The 15,974-nt window shown below is 36.9% G+C and carries 15 protein-coding genes and 1 pseudogene; 6 read left to right on the top strand and 10 right to left on the bottom strand.

The window, feature by feature from the left end:
- Positions 1–235 precede the first annotated feature (235 nt).
- From KC820_RS13655 to KC820_RS12565, 5 genes and pseudogenes are all read right to left on the bottom strand, one after another.
- Positions 236–337: pseudogene (locus tag KC820_RS13655) on the bottom strand (urease subunit gamma); the annotation flags it as partial.
- A 435-nt stretch (positions 338–772) separates the two neighbouring features.
- Positions 773–1,141: a tetratricopeptide repeat protein gene (locus KC820_RS12580; RefSeq protein WP_212371531.1), complete on the bottom strand. Its 369-nt coding sequence runs from the start codon at positions 1,139–1,141 to the stop codon at positions 773–775.
- 113 nt (positions 1,142–1,254) lie between these two features.
- On the bottom strand, positions 1,255–2,769 hold the full coding sequence (locus KC820_RS12575; protein WP_212371529.1) for an acetyl-CoA hydrolase/transferase family protein: 1,515 nt from the start codon (positions 2,767–2,769) through the stop codon (positions 1,255–1,257).
- A 130-nt stretch (positions 2,770–2,899) separates the two neighbouring features.
- On the bottom strand, positions 2,900–3,544 hold the full coding sequence (locus KC820_RS12570) for a LytTR family DNA-binding domain-containing protein (protein WP_212371535.1): 645 nt from the start codon (positions 3,542–3,544) through the stop codon (positions 2,900–2,902).
- A gap of 65 nt (positions 3,545–3,609) precedes the next feature.
- The gene (locus KC820_RS12565; RefSeq protein ID WP_212371527.1) at positions 3,610–4,605 is read right to left on the bottom strand and encodes a YeiH family protein; all 996 of its coding nucleotides are present in this window, start codon (positions 4,603–4,605) and stop codon (positions 3,610–3,612) included.
- A gap of 139 nt (positions 4,606–4,744) precedes the next feature.
- On the opposite strand from KC820_RS12565, the gene KC820_RS12560 reads away from it, so the two are divergent.
- Positions 4,745–5,626 carry a LysR family transcriptional regulator gene (locus tag KC820_RS12560; protein WP_212371525.1) on the top strand — a complete coding sequence of 294 codons (882 nt, stop codon included), beginning with the start codon at positions 4,745–4,747 and terminating at the stop codon, positions 5,624–5,626.
- 250 nt (positions 5,627–5,876) lie between these two features.
- Here KC820_RS12560 and KC820_RS12555 read toward each other — a convergent pair whose 3' ends face one another.
- Complete coding sequence (locus KC820_RS12555; RefSeq protein ID WP_212371523.1) at positions 5,877–7,115, bottom strand: hemolysin family protein; 1,239 nt, start codon at positions 7,113–7,115, stop codon at positions 5,877–5,879.
- Between the two features lie 266 nt (positions 7,116–7,381).
- On the opposite strand from KC820_RS12555, the gene KC820_RS12550 reads away from it, so the two are divergent.
- From KC820_RS12550 to KC820_RS12540, 3 genes are read left to right on the top strand one after another with little or no spacing between them, the layout of a single operon-like run.
- On the top strand, positions 7,382–8,125 hold the full coding sequence (locus KC820_RS12550) for a metal ABC transporter ATP-binding protein (RefSeq protein ID WP_212371515.1): 744 nt from the start codon (positions 7,382–7,384) through the stop codon (positions 8,123–8,125).
- Positions 8,125–8,976: a metal ABC transporter permease gene (locus KC820_RS12545; RefSeq protein ID WP_212371512.1), complete on the top strand. Its 852-nt coding sequence runs from the start codon at positions 8,125–8,127 to the stop codon at positions 8,974–8,976. Before KC820_RS12550 ends, KC820_RS12545 begins: the two co-directional genes overlap by 1 nt.
- A gap of 37 nt (positions 8,977–9,013) precedes the next feature.
- Positions 9,014–10,000 (top strand): metal ABC transporter solute-binding protein, Zn/Mn family, encoded by a 987-nt coding sequence (locus KC820_RS12540; protein WP_212371503.1) that lies wholly within the window; start codon positions 9,014–9,016, stop codon positions 9,998–10,000.
- A gap of 52 nt (positions 10,001–10,052) precedes the next feature.
- On the opposite strand, the gene KC820_RS12535 is transcribed toward KC820_RS12540, so the two are convergent.
- The 4 genes from KC820_RS12535 to KC820_RS12520 all read right to left on the bottom strand — a co-directional run bounded on the left by KC820_RS12535 (position 10,053) and on the right by KC820_RS12520 (position 13,730).
- Positions 10,053–11,072 carry an NADP-dependent oxidoreductase gene (locus KC820_RS12535; protein ID WP_212371502.1) on the bottom strand — a complete coding sequence of 340 codons (1,020 nt, stop codon included), beginning with the start codon at positions 11,070–11,072 and terminating at the stop codon, positions 10,053–10,055.
- A gap of 163 nt (positions 11,073–11,235) precedes the next feature.
- Positions 11,236–12,519 carry an acetyl-CoA hydrolase/transferase family protein gene (locus tag KC820_RS12530; RefSeq protein ID WP_212371493.1) on the bottom strand — a complete coding sequence of 428 codons (1,284 nt, stop codon included), beginning with the start codon at positions 12,517–12,519 and terminating at the stop codon, positions 11,236–11,238.
- A 462-nt stretch (positions 12,520–12,981) separates the two neighbouring features.
- Positions 12,982–13,260, bottom strand: coding sequence for a hypothetical protein (locus KC820_RS12525; protein WP_212371491.1), 279 nt, complete (start codon positions 13,258–13,260; stop codon positions 12,982–12,984).
- Entirely contained in the window at positions 13,242–13,730 is a 489-nt protein-coding gene (locus tag KC820_RS12520) for a sigma-70 family RNA polymerase sigma factor (protein ID WP_212371490.1), read from the bottom strand. The genes KC820_RS12525 and KC820_RS12520 overlap by 19 nt, the downstream gene beginning before the upstream one ends.
- A 164-nt stretch (positions 13,731–13,894) precedes the next feature.
- Here KC820_RS12520 and KC820_RS12515 point away from each other — a divergent pair, with 164 nt between their 5' ends.
- Together KC820_RS12515 and KC820_RS12510 are read left to right on the top strand one after the other, a co-directional pair.
- Positions 13,895–14,032 carry a YvrJ family protein gene (locus tag KC820_RS12515; protein WP_212371488.1) on the top strand — a complete coding sequence of 46 codons (138 nt, stop codon included), beginning with the start codon at positions 13,895–13,897 and terminating at the stop codon, positions 14,030–14,032.
- A 490-nt stretch (positions 14,033–14,522) separates the two neighbouring features.
- Positions 14,523–15,296, top strand: a complete 774-nt coding sequence (locus tag KC820_RS12510; protein WP_212371486.1) for a phospholipase A2 family protein — start codon at positions 14,523–14,525, stop codon at positions 15,294–15,296.
- The last annotated feature ends 678 nt before the right edge of the window (positions 15,297–15,974 follow it).

The raw sequence follows: 15,974 nt of genomic DNA, 5'->3' as shown, positions 1-15,974 counted from the left end.
ATGAACTCAATTGGGTGTCGAGACATGCTCTCGATGACTTTTCGCTTACTTCTCAAACCAAGTTGCGCATCGAGACAGCTTCTCGATAACATTCCGCTTACGCCACAAAGCCATTTACGTATCGACGCAAGCTCTCATATTCCGCAAGCTCCTTTTCCAAGAAAAAACAAAGCCTGCAAGCTAGTTCTGCTGCTTGCAGGTAAAGTAAACGATTTATTTTTTTCTTCTTATTCACTTCATCATGTAATTTTTTCAACCCCCGCTGCTTACGTCTTCTCGCTAAGTCAGCCACAACAACAATCATCATTTTTTCTTTTTCACGTGGCAATAATTGCATTTGTCGCCACACTCTGGATATTCAAAATATAACGGTTCCTTCTGTATTGTTTCATTCAAACTTCTATCCCAAATTTAAAACATCAACCGACTCAAAGCCCGGCAAATCAACTTTCCGTATGCTGAGTTCTACCTTATTTTACAGATTCTCCCCCCAAATCAAGATTAACACTCACTATTAAATCAATATAGCTATTAAGTCCTGTTTTCCCTTCTAAGGGTAGATTCAATTGTATTTTATAAAATATTTTGACATGTTGGTTTCCGAGTGAATCAATCAATTATTTCCAGTGTGCCCAATATTATTTATAGATAAAAGCCAGATAACCGATCGAATTCAATATTCATTGTATATAAGATTTTAATTGTAAAAAAAGTCTCCTTCTCATAGTTTTATCACTATGAGAAGGAGACAAATTGTTAAATAAAAGTAAAATTATTCTGTAACTTTGTTAGCATCATCAGCTCTTTGATGCTGTTCTAACTTATTTTGTTGTTGTTTCAATTGGTTTCCTTTTTGCAGTGCTTCTCTTGCTCGCTCTTGATCTCCCATGACTTGATAGCCATGAGATAGAAAGAGATATGTGTCCGCTAAAGACTCAGAAGGCAGCCCTAGACGGAGCGCCTGTTCAAAGTATGGAACAGCTTCTGATTCCTTTCCTACTAACCTGAAGCTTTGCGCACACTCATAGTTAATGGAGGCATAAAAAGGATATATTTCAACTAATTCAACTAAAAGTCTATTAGATTTGTTTAATTCCCCATTTTCTCGTAGTGTCATTGCTTGATTTAACTGTTTTTCCATCGTATTCACCCCTTATGATGGACGACTTCTTAATATGTATTCGACTATTAACCTGAAAAAGTGGCTATCTTTTAACAATTGATAGCCACTTTACTCAGATTGATCTATTTAATTTATACGTATGAAAGTTTTTTCTCAAGCATTGTTCCTTCTTCTGCAAAACGAGTATGCCAAGAAAGGGCTTTTTCTAATACGTGAGGTGTCTGACCACCACGCATTTTTGCTTCTTCATAATATTCACGTAGTTGTTCTTTATACATTGGATGAACGCAGTTGTCGATAATCTTTTCCACCCGTTCTCTTGGTGCTAGACCACGGAGATCTGCATATCCTTGCTCGGTAACAAGAACGTCTACATCATGCTCTGTATGATCCACATGCGGAACAAATGGTACGACACTGGAGATGTCACCGTTTTTCGCAATCGACTTCGTTACGAAAATTCCAAGTCGAGCGTTTCTTGCAAAATCACCAGAACCACCGATCCCGTTCATCATCTTCGTTCCACCGACATGCGTTGAGTTCACGTTTCCGTAAATATCAAACTCTAACGCTGTGTTAATGGATATCAATCCCATTCGACGGATTAATTCCGGTTGGTTCGAGATTTCTTGTGAACGCATAACGAGACGGTCTTTATATTCATCGAAGTTCGTAAAAACTTTGTTCATTTTTTCTTCAGACAATGTAATAGAACACGCTGATGCAAAGTTAACTTTACCAGCATCCATCAAATCGAACACCGCATCTTGCAATACTTCAGAGTATACCTTCAAATCTTCAAAATCGGAATCCAATAATCCGTGTAAAACCGCATTTGCAATGGAGCCAATTCCCGATTGAAGTGGTGCTAATTGTTTCGTCAATCGACCTGCTTCCACTTCATTCTCAAGAAATCGGATGAGATGTTCAGCCATCTGTTTTGTTTCCTCATCTGGAGGAACAATTGGAGATGGGGAGTCCGGTTGGTTTGTAAATACGATTCCTTTGATTTTTGCTGGGTCAACTTTGATGCCTTTTTCACCGATTCGATCTTCCGGTTTCGTAATATTAATCGGTCCTCTTTCGCCTTGTTTTTCTAGTGAAAACAAGTCATGAACGCCTTCAAGAGAAGTTGGCTGTGCCATGTTCAACTCTATTAAAACGTTTTCAGCATACTCTACAAAAACAGCCGAGTTACCGATTGATGTTGATGGAATAATCAAGCCATCCTCAGAAATCGATACCGCTTCTACAATAGCATAATCAATTTCGTCTAACGTTCCTTGGCGCAACATTTCAGATGTGTGAGACAAGTGTTGATCGACAAAATAAAATTCACCGTCGTTTAACTTTTTACGCATCGTTGCATCCGCCTGGAATGGTAAACGTTTGTTTAGAATTCCCGCTTCAGCAAATAATTTATCCACATCAGAGCCTAGAGAAGCTCCCGTGTAAACGTTTACTTTTAATGGTTCGGTTTTCGCTCTGTCTACCAGGGCGAAAGGTATTGCTTTTGCATCGCCAGCTCGTGTGAAACCGCTTAACCCTAACGTCATACCATCCTGAATCCAGGAAGCAGCTTCCTCCGCTGATACGACATGGTTTCTTAGTTCCGGCTGGTGAATACGTTCATAACCCTTTTCCATAAAACACCCCGCCTTTCAATGTAAACCTTTTCATCTATAGTTTATCCGATTCAAGGCTGTTGAGGGGCGTTTTCAGATAGACGCTACTACTTCATGAGTGAAACAGTAGATTTACGTATGAGCCAGCAAATTAAAATCCTAGCAATTTTCTGAAATAACTAGAATGGGTCTGACTAACAGGAATCTTTGTGCCATCCTTCATTTTTAGTTCGAATGTGGAGTGCGTATTCGGATAAATCGCTTCAATATGATGAATATTGATTACAAATGAACGGTGACAACGAATAAAGCGATCACGTGGCAAGAAAAAATCGAATTCATTCAGCGAATTTCGATGTGTTCCGGAGGTATTCTTGCCAATCACGTACGTTTTCCGGTTCTTCGCTTCAATATACAAAATATCTTCAAATGGCATCGGAATCCATCCATCTGCTACTTGCACCGTAACTACTGATAGAGCATCACTTAGTGCGGGAAATACGGCAGTCACACAGCCGGCGATTCGACCGTTATGTTTATATGGTACCGCCATCCCGTAATAAGGAACGCCAAATACGTCACGGTCGATGTATTCAGAGACTTTCTGTTTTAATTTTAGAGCTTTTGCTGTAATGGTACCTTCGACGACCGGGTCACCAGGTTTGATTTTCAAATCGATCCGTTCACTTGGCCGGTAATAGAGATAATTTTTAGTATCAGAAAGAACGATTGATGTTTCCTCGGTATATAAATCACCGATGATATCAATTAACGTTTCTGCACGAATGTTTAGCATGTTCATCACCTAGTTTACGTTATTCATTGTTATTATTTCATCAAAAATATGAACGCTTTCTGACTTTAACCGATCCATTGAATGAGAACAAATGTAAGCAACGATAGGATAATGGATCCATATAAACCAGCCTTCAACGCATTGACTCCATTGCTCCTGAATGAAGACAGTTGGACATTTAATCCGATACCTACCATTGCCATCCCCATAAGCAGATAGGAGATATCAATGATTCGGTCAGCTATATTGTCTGGAATCTGAAAAATGGTATTCACCGTACTCATGATTGCAAAACCAAATATAAACCATGGCACCATGGATAAAGAAAAACGTTTCGACGATTCTTCTTTTTCAATTTTGGCAAATAAAAAACCGATAAAAATAATGACCGGAACGAGCAGTGCCACACGGATTAACTTGACTAATACAGCTAAATCGACAGCTTCATCTCCGCCGGCAGCCCCCGCCGCAACGACGTGAGCTACTTCATGTAATGTTGAGCCCGAAAACATACCATATTCAGCAGCTGTAACATTCATATATTGATATCCTATAGAATACACCAACGTAAATACGGTTCCCAATAAAGCGATTGTTCCTGTGGCAATGGCAATATCGTTATTTTTCGCTTTAATTTGAGGTGCCGTGGCAATGATTGCAGCCGCTCCACAAATGGCCGTTCCACATGCTGTTAAAATACCGAGCTTACGGTCTACCTTTAATAGTTTACTAAACGCATAAACAACTGCGAAACCTATAATTACTGCAAATACAGCCAGCAAAATAACCTGCCAGCCCGCTTCATAGATTTCATACAAATTTAATTGCACTCCTAAGAGGATGATTCCTAATCGAAGTAGCTTTTTCGTCGAAAATTGAATTCCTGGTTCAAGCTTTTTATTTTCTTTAAAAATCATTCGCCAAATCATTCCTAATAATATCGCGATAACGAGCGGCCCCATAATCGATAAAAATGGAAGCTTCGCCAACTGAATGGCTAACCAAGCTAAAACTAACGCTACGAGGAGACCTGGAAGGTAATTTTTTTGGAAAAAGTTCATAGAGACATTCAACTCCCTTTCTTCTTTCACTTTATAAAAGGAGTTGTGATTAGTAAAATAGATAATAATGATTGTTTTTATTAGAAAAACTAATAGGTAATAAAAGTTGGAGTTTTATAAAAGGAAGGAGTTTTCGCATATGAATGTTGATGCGTTTCGAACGTTTATGACCCTTGCCGAGTTAAAGAATTTCACAAAAACAGCTCAAGCTCTATATATCTCTCAGCCGAGTGTCAGTATGCATATCCGATCGTTAGAAAAAGAATTGAATACAGAGTTATTTATCCGCTCCCCAAGAAAACTTCAAATTACACCAACAGGTGAATTATTGTATGAGCGCATTAAACAGCTATTCTCTATCTATGACCAAACTGTTGAAGACATCTTGGAGATTCAACAATCTGTTCAAGGAGAACTTTCCATCGGTGCAAGTTTTACAATTGGAGAATACATCGTTCCTTTATTGATCAAAAACATGCAAACAGCTTATCCGGATGTGCAGTTTCATATTACCATCGGGAATACAGATGAGATTATCCAGCTCGTTAAACAATTGGATGTTGACCTTGGTCTGATTGAAGGACAAACGAACTCGAAAGATTTACATGTGGAGCCATTTATGGAGGACGAACTATTTATCGTTGCTTCTCCTAATCATCCGTTATCTAAAAAAGAAAATGTATTAATCGATGATTTACAAGACCAAGTGTGGATCAGTCGCGAAGAAGGTTCAGGAACACGCGAATATCTATCCCACCTCATTCGGTCTAACGGCTTACGACCAAAATCCATGTTTTCTATTTCGAGTAACCAGGCGATTAAAGAAAGCATTATTGAAGGAATGGGGCTATCTCTAATGTCAAAGCACGTTTGTAAAAGAGAATTGGAACAAAATCTGCTGACAAAGCTGCCACTCGATAAGGAACCATTCACAAGGACTTTCTCAAGTATTACTTCACCATTGCTCGTTAACAAACGTAATGTAGAAGCCTTCATGCGTGTGATGGATGGGTTGATGTAGAGTTTTCGAGGCTTCTTCAGTGTTCATTTGTGGAGCTTCAGGGTTAATTTGCGTACCTTCAGGGTTATTTCGCGGGGCTTCAGGGTTAATTTGCGTACCTTCAGGGTTATTTCGCGAAACTTCAGCGTTAATCTGCGTACCTTCAGGGTTATTTCACGAAGCTTCAGTGTTAATCTGTGTACCTTCAGGGTTACTAAAGTTTTAAAGCTTTGAATACAAAAGACACCGACATCAGTCGGTGTCTACCTATTTATGATTCGCTTTCTTCCATTTTTGTGATTTTCACTTTTCCAATCGTACGCCGATCGAGTTCTAAAATGGAGAACTTCAACCCTTCGTATTTAAACTCTTGATCCTGTTTCGGGAAATCCGTCAGTTCTTTCAAAATGAATCCTGCTAGAACGTCCTCTTCTTCTGGGATTTTCGTGTGAAATAAAGAGTTTAATCGATGCAGTGTAATCTTTCCATCGCAAATGATCTCATCTTCCGAAAGTTTTTCAATTAATGGATCATCTGTCGGGTCAAGTTCATCCTCAATTTCGAGTCCAATCATCGCTTCAATCATATCCTCCATACTTAAGATTCCTTCTGTCCCGCCATATTCATCAAGAACAATCGCCATATGTTTATTTTCTTTAATCATTCGCTTAAACACCCACTCGCTATTATGGAATTCATACACAATGAGGGGGTGCATATCTGCGAAGTCTGTAAGTTTTTTTTCTGGTTCGGCTGACCATTGAATGAGAAATTTTGAATGAAAGATCCCAATTAAGTGATCAATCGTTTTATCATAGACAGGATAACGGGTGTATGGATTAGCGATGACGATTTCTCTTACTTCTTCGTACGTTGAATGATGAGATAAGCCGATGACTTCAACACGAGGAGTCTTCAATACGTCTTTTACATTCAATCGATTGAAATCCAGTACGCCGATAATCCGGCTTGATTCTTCTCGCTGAAACGTTCCTTCCGAATCTGCTAACTCCACCATTGTTCGAAGTTCTTCTTTTGAATACGTACTATCGCTCTTCTGGCCTCTTGACAAGGCTTTCGTGAGCAATCCAGTTAACCAATTTAATATGATTGTGAATGGTTTGAAGATAAACGTGAAGAAACGAATGACCGGATAAACCAGCATGCTGATGCGGTCAGGGAAAGTAGCAGCCACTGATTTTGGAAAAACTTCAGCAAACACGATGACTGTAATAGTTAAAATGGCAGAAGCAATTCCAACATTGATGCCTTGCTGAATGGCGAATGTCGTCACTAACGTCGGCAGCAAAATGTTGGCGATATTATTTCCAATCAAAATCGTTGTTATGAATTCGCTCGGTTTTGAAACCAAGTCTAATAACTTCCCCGCCTTCGTATTTCCTTGATTGTATTGCGTCCGTAAACGCATTTTATTGGAAGCCGTTAATGCTGTTTCACTACCTGAGAAAAACAGTGAAACAAACAGTAATAATATGATGGCAATAATCATTATTCGCTCTCCTCCATCTGAATTGGTATGTATGCTTCTTACTATAACCACTCTTTGTTAATTACATTTCACTCTTATTGAAATTATAAACGCGTTGCACCAATGATGCACATGATAAAACGGTTAACTTTTGAATTTTTACAATTGTATCTTTACAAATAAATAAAGATTGATTATAATACAGTTAATTAAATGTTTCCCTAAGGAAACTTTATTTTCCTTGCGAAACTCGATCGTTTTATAAAATAAGTAAGAAGGTGAACGTCATGAATGGGAAAGTAGAGATTAACCAATTAACGGTTTCTTATTATGGAGATGAAGTAGTGAGTGATGTGTCTTGTTCATTTGATGCAGGGAACTTAATCGGAATTGTCGGTCCGAACGGTGCTGGAAAATCGACGATGATGAAAGCTGCATTAGGATTAATCCCTAAAGATCGTGGTCATGTGGAAATAGGCGGAAAACCAATTCATCGTGTACGAAAGGAATTTGCATATGTTCCCCAACGAAATAATATTGATTGGGATTTCCCAATTATCGTTAAGGATGTCGTGTTGTTAGGAACTTATCCGCACCTAGGTCTTTTCAAACGTCCGCGCAAAAAGGATCGAGAGTGGGCGATGGAATGTTTAGAAAGAGTAGGAATGGAAGAGTTTTGTGACCGACAAATCGCTGAACTTTCGGGAGGGCAACAACAGCGTGTATTTCTTGCTCGTACCTTGGCTCAAAAAGCGAATTACTTTTTCTTAGATGAGCCATTTGTAGGGATTGATGTTGGTAGTGAAGAAGTGATTATTACTATTTTAAAGGAATTACGCGATCAAGGAAAAACGATTTTCGTCGTGCACCATGATCTTTCCAAAGTGGAAAATTATTTTGATGACTTAATTTTAATTAACAAAGAATTATATGGTGCCGGACCTGTCAACAAGGTCTTCCAACCGGAAAATATGGAAAAGTGCTATAAGATGAGAATCGGTTTATCTCCAAGTTTGGGGGTCGAAGTGTAATGGAATTTTTTCAAGATTTAATGGCGTATGAATTTCTACAAAAAGCATTTATTACCTCTATCATGGTTGGAATTATATGTGGTGTCATTGGTAGTTTCATCATATTACGCGGCATGGCTTTAATGGGAGATGCCATCTCGCACGCCGTCTTACCTGGAGTTGCAATTTCCTATATGTTAGGAATCAACTTCTTTTATGGCGCGGTTGTCACGGGTGTCTTGACATCATTAGGAATCGGAGCTATCAGTCAAAACAGTCGGATTAAAAATGATTCCTCAATTGGACTCGTTTTTGCAGCCATGTTTGCACTTGGAATTATTCTGATTACATCTGCGCAAAGTGCGATTGACTTAACACAAATTCTTTTTGGCAATGTGCTGTCTGTTCGTACTTCTGATATGGTTGTCACCCTTATTGTCGGGGTTGTTGTCCTATTAGCCGTTTATCTATTTTATAAGGAACTGCTTGTTTCCAGCTTTGATGAAACAATGGCTGCAGCCTATGGATTAAAAGTACGCATGATTCATTACGGCATCATGGTATTACTAACACTTGTTACGGTTGCTTCACTTCAGACGGTAGGTGTCGTTCTTGTCATTGCAATGTTAATTACACCTGCTTCAACAGCTTATCTATTAACAAACCGTCTATCAATAATGATCTTTTTAGCAGCATTTTTTGGTGCAGCATCATCCGTAATCGGACTGTATGTCAGCTTCACGTATAATTTGCCATCTGGTCCAGTAATCGTACTCGTAGCAACAGCTATTTTTGCTTTTATGTTTCTTTTTTCACCAAAGCAAGGCGTCATCGTACGTATGGTTCAATCAAATAAAAGAAAAGTAGCTTAAGAATAAATGATTAAAGATAAAGGGAGAGTATTAAAAAATGAAAACTGTTTTAAGGGGTACAATTCTAGCAAGTTTAATTCTACTTCTAGTATTTCTCGTAGCATGTGGAGGTGACGACACTACTTCAGCTGCCGATCAAGAAGGTACAACAAATGATGCTGGAGAAACAACTGCAAATGAAGATCGATTACAAGTCGTTTCTTCGTTTACGATTATTACAGACATGGTAAGAGAAGTCGGTGGCGATAAGGTAGATGTTCATAACTTAGTACCTACTGGGACGGATCCACATGAGTATGAACCACTTCCAGAAGACACCAAGAAAGCAGCAGATGCTGACATTTTGTTCTATAATGGCATGAACCTAGAAGGTGGAGAAGACGGTTGGTTTTTTAAAATGATTGATTCTGTCGGTCAAGATCATGACAAAGTATATAGCTTAACTGAGAAAGTTGAACCGATGTATTTACGTGATGAAACAACAAATGAAACAGAGATTAACCCACATTCTTTCATTAATCCTGTTGTAGGAATTCAGATGGTAAAAGATATGCGGGATGCATTTGTAGAAGTCGACCCAGACAACAAGGATTATTATGAGAAACGAGCAAGTGACTATTTAGATCGACTTGGTGAGATTGAAAAAGAGTACGCAGATCAATTAGGAGAGCTTCCGGAAGAAAATAAAGTGTTAGTTACGAGCGAGTGTGCATTCCAATACATGCTCGATCGTTATGACATGAAAGAAGCGTGTATTTGGAAAGTTGATACCGAAGAAAATGGCTCACCAGAACAAATCACTTCCTTACTAAAATTCATTGAAGAGGAAAATGTTCCACTTCTATTTCTAGAATCGAATGTGGATCCAAGACCTATGGAAACTGTTTCAAAAGAATCAGGTATTGACATATTTGAGAAGCCAATCTACTCAGACGAGATTGGAAAGCCTGGAGATGAAGTCGATACGTATGTTAAATATTTAAAATACAATATCAACATTATCTCTGAAGGTCTTAGTCAATAATAGAAAAATCGTGGAGCGCATCGATGAGATGGCTCCACGATTTATTTTCATGTTATTGACTTTTGTCAGAGACTTTCACTAATAACTTACCAATATTGTTACCTTTAAACAAATCTAAAAATGCCTCAGGAATTTCGTCAAAACCTTCAACTATTGTTTCACGGTATGTCAGCTTGCCCTCTTGCAACCATTTACCTAATTGCATGGCACCTTCTTTAAAACGTTCTGTATAGTTTCCAACTGTAAATCCTTGCATCATTGCACTTTTCTTAATAAGTGTAGTTTGTACACGTGGTCCAAGGTCCGCTTCTTCCAAGTTATAGGTCGAAATTGCCCCACATACTGGAACACGAGCAAATGTATTCAACTGTGATAAAACAACATCGGAGATTTCTCCACCGACGTTATCAAAATACACATCGACTTTATTTGGACACGCTTTCTTCAAATCTTCTGCTAAATTTTTCGTTGTTTTATAGTTGATTCCTTCGTCAAAACCTAACTCATCTTTTAAAAATTGAATTTTTTCATCAGACCCTGCAATGCCAACAACATGTGCACCTTTGATTTTTGCAATTTGACCAACGACCGAACCGACTGAACCGGCAGCTCCAGATATGACTACTGTTTCGTCTTGTTTTGGTTGGCCAATATCTAACAAGCCAAAGTAAGCCGTCAATCCCGTCATGCCGAGAATCCCTAAATGCGTTGAAATTGGTGCTATTGACGGATCAATTTTTCGAATTTCATTAGCCTGAGCAACATAGTATTCCTGCCAGCCAAAGCTTCCGATTACAACGTCACCAACTGCGTAATGCGCTGACTTGGAATCGATCACTTCACCGATTGAACCGCCTTCGATGACTTCATTTAATTGAAAAGGTTCAATATATGATTCAGCATCTACCATTCTTCCACGCATATAAGGATCAACGGAAACATAAAGTGTGCGGAGTAAAACTTCATCTTGCTGAATTTCATTGATTTCTTCTGTCTTGAATTGGAATGTCTGTTCATCAGGCATTCCACTCGGACGTTCTGCTAGTGTAATTTGTCTATTTTTTATTGTCATGGAATTCCCCTTTTCATTTATTTAAGCTAATTCTTTTTTATACAATAAAGTGTTTTTAAAACAATCGCTCTTAATCTAGCCTATCATAGCTTCCAATTCTTATGTCAATTCAGAGCACTTAAAAAAGCATGCCGCAATTAACTGTGCGGCATGCTTTTCTCTCTTATAAATAACCCATTTGCTTCGCTTCCTTGGTCAATTGCTCTCTAAATTTTGGATGGGCAATTTCAATTAAGGCTTTTGTCCGTTCGCGAATTGTTTTACCGCGAAGTCTAGCAATCCCATATTCTGTAACTATATAGTCCACGTCATTTTTATGGGTTGTCACTGGAGCACCTTGCTGAAGCGTAGGTACAATCTTAGTGATTTCATCATTTTTCGCAGTGGAATGTAGGCAAATCACACCTCTTCCGTTCTCCGAAAGATGGGAAGCGAGTTGGAAATCTGACTGTCCACCTGTTGATGAAAAATACGTATTACCTACTTTTTCTGCATTTACTTGTCCTAGGAAATCAACTTCAACACCTGCATTCACAGTCACTAAGTCGTCGATCTCTTGTAACTTACATACATTATTCGTTTGGTTAACTGGCAGCATATAAATATCATCGTTTTCATGCATGAAATCATATAGTTTTTTCGAACCGTAAGCGAATGTTGCGGTCATCTTCCCTTTTTTAAATGGGTTATTTTCATTCGTCACTGCTCCACTCTTAAATAATTCGATAATTTTTTCTGGGATCATTTCCGTGTGGATCGTTAAATTACGGTAATCTTTCAGGTTGTCCATAATCGCGTTTGGAATTGAACCAAATCCAACCTGCAATGTGTCTCCATTCTTAATTAAACTAGCGACATAGTTACCTATCTTCATATCCTTCTCTGACTGACCGGGTGTACTAGGCAATTCAGGTAATGGTTGGTGATGCTCAACGATTGCTGTCACTTCGGAAATATGGATTTGATTTTCACCATATGTCCGTGGCATATGCTCATTCACTTCCACTAAAATCGTCTCTGCTTCTTTCACCATCGAAATGGTATGATCTGCGTTTGTGCCCATTGAAAAATAACCATTCTCATCCATCGGAGAAACAACGGTCATCACGACAGGTTTACGGGCGATTTGTTTCAATAACTTCGGTAAATCTGAAAAGTGATTCGGCAATAGATCTATTTTTCCTTCATTGAATGCTTTACGTTCAGAACTACCTAAAAACAAGCTCGTTATTCTTAATTTATCTGGGTCTACATCAATTAATTCTCGTGTAGTCAACATCGTAAATAGACGGTTGTCATTTAAGCCCTCATGATTTTCTAATTGTTTGATCAGTGCATCCGGTTCTGCACATCCTAGTGGAGAAATGATATCTGTTCCAGGTTGAATATGTTGAACAGCTTCTGCGACTGTTAGTAACTTTTCGTTGTACTGAGATTGGTGACTCATTAAGAAATTCCTCCCTGATGTAAAAGCTACTATATATGATATCTTCTTTTTTAAATTTTTCCAATAAAAAAAGACGGTTAAGAAGTTAACCACATAATTCAAGCATTTACTCACTCAGAGGGATCATAGTAAATTCTCCGTTTCCCGATCATTTTCATTTTGCCTTCTCTTTTGGCGCGGTCCACGCTTGCTTTAGCAACAGCCGTTAGTGCTTTTCGTTCATCTTCTGATCGCCGTTTAATTTTTTTAACTTTTGGCTGTCGTGATTTTCGTGCATGAATCCGTTCATTTACTTTTTCCGATTTTCATCAATGTTTTGATCGATTTGCGACTTCTTAACATACGGCATGATAATTCACACCTACACAATAGTCTATGGTGAGTGGATATCTATTGACTATTACTTCATTTAATTTTTAACAAAACGTATAATTATTAACCCACTCATTTGAAATTTTATTTTTAGACACTGAAGAACCACAAACCACCAACAACCCAAAAAACCAAAACATAGAGAATAAAAAGTGCCTTATAAAGCTTATTCACTTTCGGCGTCACTTTTTCTTCATCGAAATAACCATGTAATTCAGCGGGGAAATAAATCAATAGAACCCACGGAAAAGTAATTCCTATGAAAAAAAATGGATTTCCGAATTCGGCAACCATCACCTCACTACCAAATAGGAGAAGTGGGATGAATAAGAAAGTAGATATAACTAAAATCATTCGAACAGATTCCATTGATTAATAATAGATAATTTCAATATCTTTTTTTGTTTCTCGGATAATCGTTCGAATGCCAAACTTAAGTGTTCGTTTTCAATTAATTCTGCAACGCTATGTGATCCCTCAATCACTTTATTAAAAGTCGACATATCATTACTTTGAATAAAGTCTATAAATGTTCCAGACTCTTCTTCAGTGGAAATTGGCTGATCTAATTTTAAAAGATTTTTCCGATAGTGTTTTTTTCGGGATTTATCAAACTCAATTGAGTAATTGTGAGCCAACACGTCGATATATTTAAATATTCTGTATCTTAGATAGAACTCTTTAAATAATTCATTTAACTCTTCATCCGCTTCACTATCCCTCTCTTCAATAATGCTCTTTAATAATTCCTTATGATATTCGTCTTTAAAGAAACTCATAATGATAGGTTGAGAAAATAATTTTTTATTTGCTTCTAAAAATTGATTAAAATCATCCATGAAAAATCCTCCTTTCTAATTAAAGAGAACAATTCCATCAATAATAAACCAAATTACGAACAAATGTTCTGTTCTTCTATTATGACATATTTTATTAAAAAATTAAGAAGGAAATTTACTTTTTTGGCAATTAATCTCCTTAGACTTTTAGGAGGTGAATCTTCATGGAATTAGATAATGTAATCGATTTGATTGGGAACATTGGTTTCCCAATTGTAATAACATTTTATCTGTTGTTCAGGTTTGAAAGGAAAATTGATGAGTTAACAGAGACAATAGCGAAATTAATTAAAAAGCTGTAAATAGATCCCGAGTAATAGATTACTTTGATTTGAAAATACAATTTTTTAAAAACTCGGTTTACAAATTTCCTCTTATGTACTCTTTACTAATTAGATGCATGCATCAAAAACAAAAGGAGTTGATCTAATTTAAAATAAAGATGGTGTAAAAGCTATTTAGGAGTTGATTAGCACACTTTGAAACGTTTCTTTCTAAATTTGCCAGAGATAACCAAACTCTTTAAGAAGGGATGATTGAAATTGAAAATAAAATATTTAATGATGTGCTATTCTAAATCTATGGAATTGGCTAGCCTTTTTAATCAATGCTTAGAAAGCCAAGATCTAGAAGAAAAAGAAAAAAAGCTTTTATGTGAGTTGATGATAGAATTTACTATTTCCTCAAGCAAAATAAGAAACTTTTTGAAAAGTCAATAGATTAGTTTTTTAAACGGGCTATAAATTTGTTTTTCTTTATTTAAATACGCGGTTAAGGAGTGAAATAATAACTATGAAGGAAGATAAGTGGGGATTGGCCAAAATAAGCGTTAACAAAAGTACTAAAAGAAATCTTGATTGGTTGACAATTAATCAAAAAGAACAAATACAAAAAATGTTAAACTACTCAGGGCTAAAAGAAATTAATAGTAAAAACTTTTTAGAACAAGATTCTGTAGAGTTAACATTTGATTATGGAGAAGACCAAAGATTAAATGTTACTACACAAACCTTGAAGATTACTAATAATGTAAAAGTTGAAATTGTAAATGGTGATAATATTCCTTTTTATGCTCGTCTATATCATCTAATTAGAGATAAGGATAAAAATTTCCTTGAAATTATTGCTATTGAAAATGAAGTAATCTTGATACACAAAAAAGAAGAAACAGATATTCAATCATTAAATTTTAAGCCTCTGTATAAAAGTTCGAGTAGTGAAACTGTTAAAGATGGCAACATATCTTTACAGGCTTGGTATGATATCGTTCCTTGTATTGGGAGTGGTTGCTGTGCTTTTCCAGAGCCTCTTTGGCCGGGTGGCCCTTATGTTACGATTCCGTACAATTGGTGTGGTAATAATTGTGGTAGTGGCTCGCCAGTTAATTCAGTAGATGAATGTTGTAGAACACACGATTACTGTTATGGTGCTTTTCCATCGTATCCAGATCGTTGTAATTGTGACCAAAACTTACTAAATTGTTTAGATGGTATATCAGGGTATGGTGGTGCTCCAACATTAATTCGTACCGCTTTTAGGGGGAAAATGTCAATTGAGGGATGTTAAGAAAAAATATTTTTTTAAAGGTAGTGATAACATGTCAAAGAATTCAAAAAATAAAAACTTAATCACCAAGTCCAAAAAGGGCATGAAACCCAACAATGAATTAAATTATATTCCTCGATGTGATAAGCATTGGGACTGCTGTTATTTTGAGGGATGTCCTGCTACTTTAGGATTTATTTCGAGTACAGGCGAAGAGATATTAATCAAATGTGGTTGTTAATAGTATAATCTCAATTATGAATTTGAAATCGTATATCTGAAAACAGACAATTTTTTAGAGCCAGCTATTAGATGGTCTCGATAATATCGAGATCATCTCTTTTTAAGAAAATTTATTTTGTTATTTCAAAATTTAAGATAAAATAGATGATAAGAACCAAATTCGGAGGCGAGTTAATATGCCACAGAAAATATTTACGTTTATCTCTGTGTTTGCTTTAATTATCTTAATCCTTTTGATGATTGGTGATTTTAGTTGGTTTGCACCCTTCACCAGTTTTCTATGGGATCTTTTCCCTTATTCTTTTATCATGTTAGGAATAATCGGTACCATCAGTGCTTTTTTTAGTATTAAAGGAATTATAAGATCTATTCTTATTTTAATGAATCAATTTCATAATTGCTCTTTTTAAAAATACAAAGACTTCTCCAATGTTTTGAATTGCATTTTTAAAAACA

Source organism: Allobacillus saliphilus (assembly GCF_018138385.1).
Taxonomy (GTDB): Bacteria; Bacillota; Bacilli; order Bacillales; family Alkalibacillaceae; genus Allobacillus; species Allobacillus saliphilus.
The sequence above is the reverse complement of the archived record's forward strand: the minus strand, read 5'-3'. Positions and strand labels throughout refer to the sequence as shown.

Excerpts from the sequence above, each read along its gene's own strand:
- KC820_RS12580 (WP_212371531.1), bottom strand. The coding sequence starts at position 1,141 with ATGGAAAAACAGTTAAATCAAGCAATGACACTACGAGAAAATGGGGAA.
- KC820_RS12575 (WP_212371529.1), bottom strand. The coding sequence starts at position 2,769 with ATGGAAAAGGGTTATGAACGTATTCACCAGCCGGAACTAAGAAACCAT.
- KC820_RS12570 (WP_212371535.1), bottom strand. The coding sequence starts at position 3,544 with ATGCTAAACATTCGTGCAGAAACGTTAATTGATATCATCGGTGATTTA.
- KC820_RS12565 (WP_212371527.1), bottom strand. The coding sequence starts at position 4,605 with ATGAACTTTTTCCAAAAAAATTACCTTCCAGGTCTCCTCGTAGCGTTA.
- KC820_RS12560 (WP_212371525.1), top strand. The coding sequence starts at position 4,745 with ATGAATGTTGATGCGTTTCGAACGTTTATGACCCTTGCCGAGTTAAAG.
- KC820_RS12555 (WP_212371523.1), bottom strand. The coding sequence starts at position 7,115 with ATGATTATTGCCATCATATTATTACTGTTTGTTTCACTGTTTTTCTCA.
- KC820_RS12550 (WP_212371515.1), top strand. The coding sequence starts at position 7,382 with ATGAATGGGAAAGTAGAGATTAACCAATTAACGGTTTCTTATTATGGA.
- KC820_RS12545 (WP_212371512.1), top strand. The coding sequence starts at position 8,125 with ATGGAATTTTTTCAAGATTTAATGGCGTATGAATTTCTACAAAAAGCA.
- KC820_RS12540 (WP_212371503.1), top strand. The coding sequence starts at position 9,014 with ATGAAAACTGTTTTAAGGGGTACAATTCTAGCAAGTTTAATTCTACTT.
- KC820_RS12535 (WP_212371502.1), bottom strand. The coding sequence starts at position 11,072 with ATGACAATAAAAAATAGACAAATTACACTAGCAGAACGTCCGAGTGGA.
- KC820_RS12530 (WP_212371493.1), bottom strand. The coding sequence starts at position 12,519 with ATGAGTCACCAATCTCAGTACAACGAAAAGTTACTAACAGTCGCAGAA.
- KC820_RS12525 (WP_212371491.1), bottom strand. The coding sequence starts at position 13,260 with ATGGAATCTGTTCGAATGATTTTAGTTATATCTACTTTCTTATTCATC.
- KC820_RS12520 (WP_212371490.1), bottom strand. The coding sequence starts at position 13,730 with ATGGATGATTTTAATCAATTTTTAGAAGCAAATAAAAAATTATTTTCT.
- KC820_RS12515 (WP_212371488.1), top strand. The coding sequence starts at position 13,895 with ATGGAATTAGATAATGTAATCGATTTGATTGGGAACATTGGTTTCCCA.
- KC820_RS12510 (WP_212371486.1), top strand. The coding sequence starts at position 14,523 with ATGAAGGAAGATAAGTGGGGATTGGCCAAAATAAGCGTTAACAAAAGT.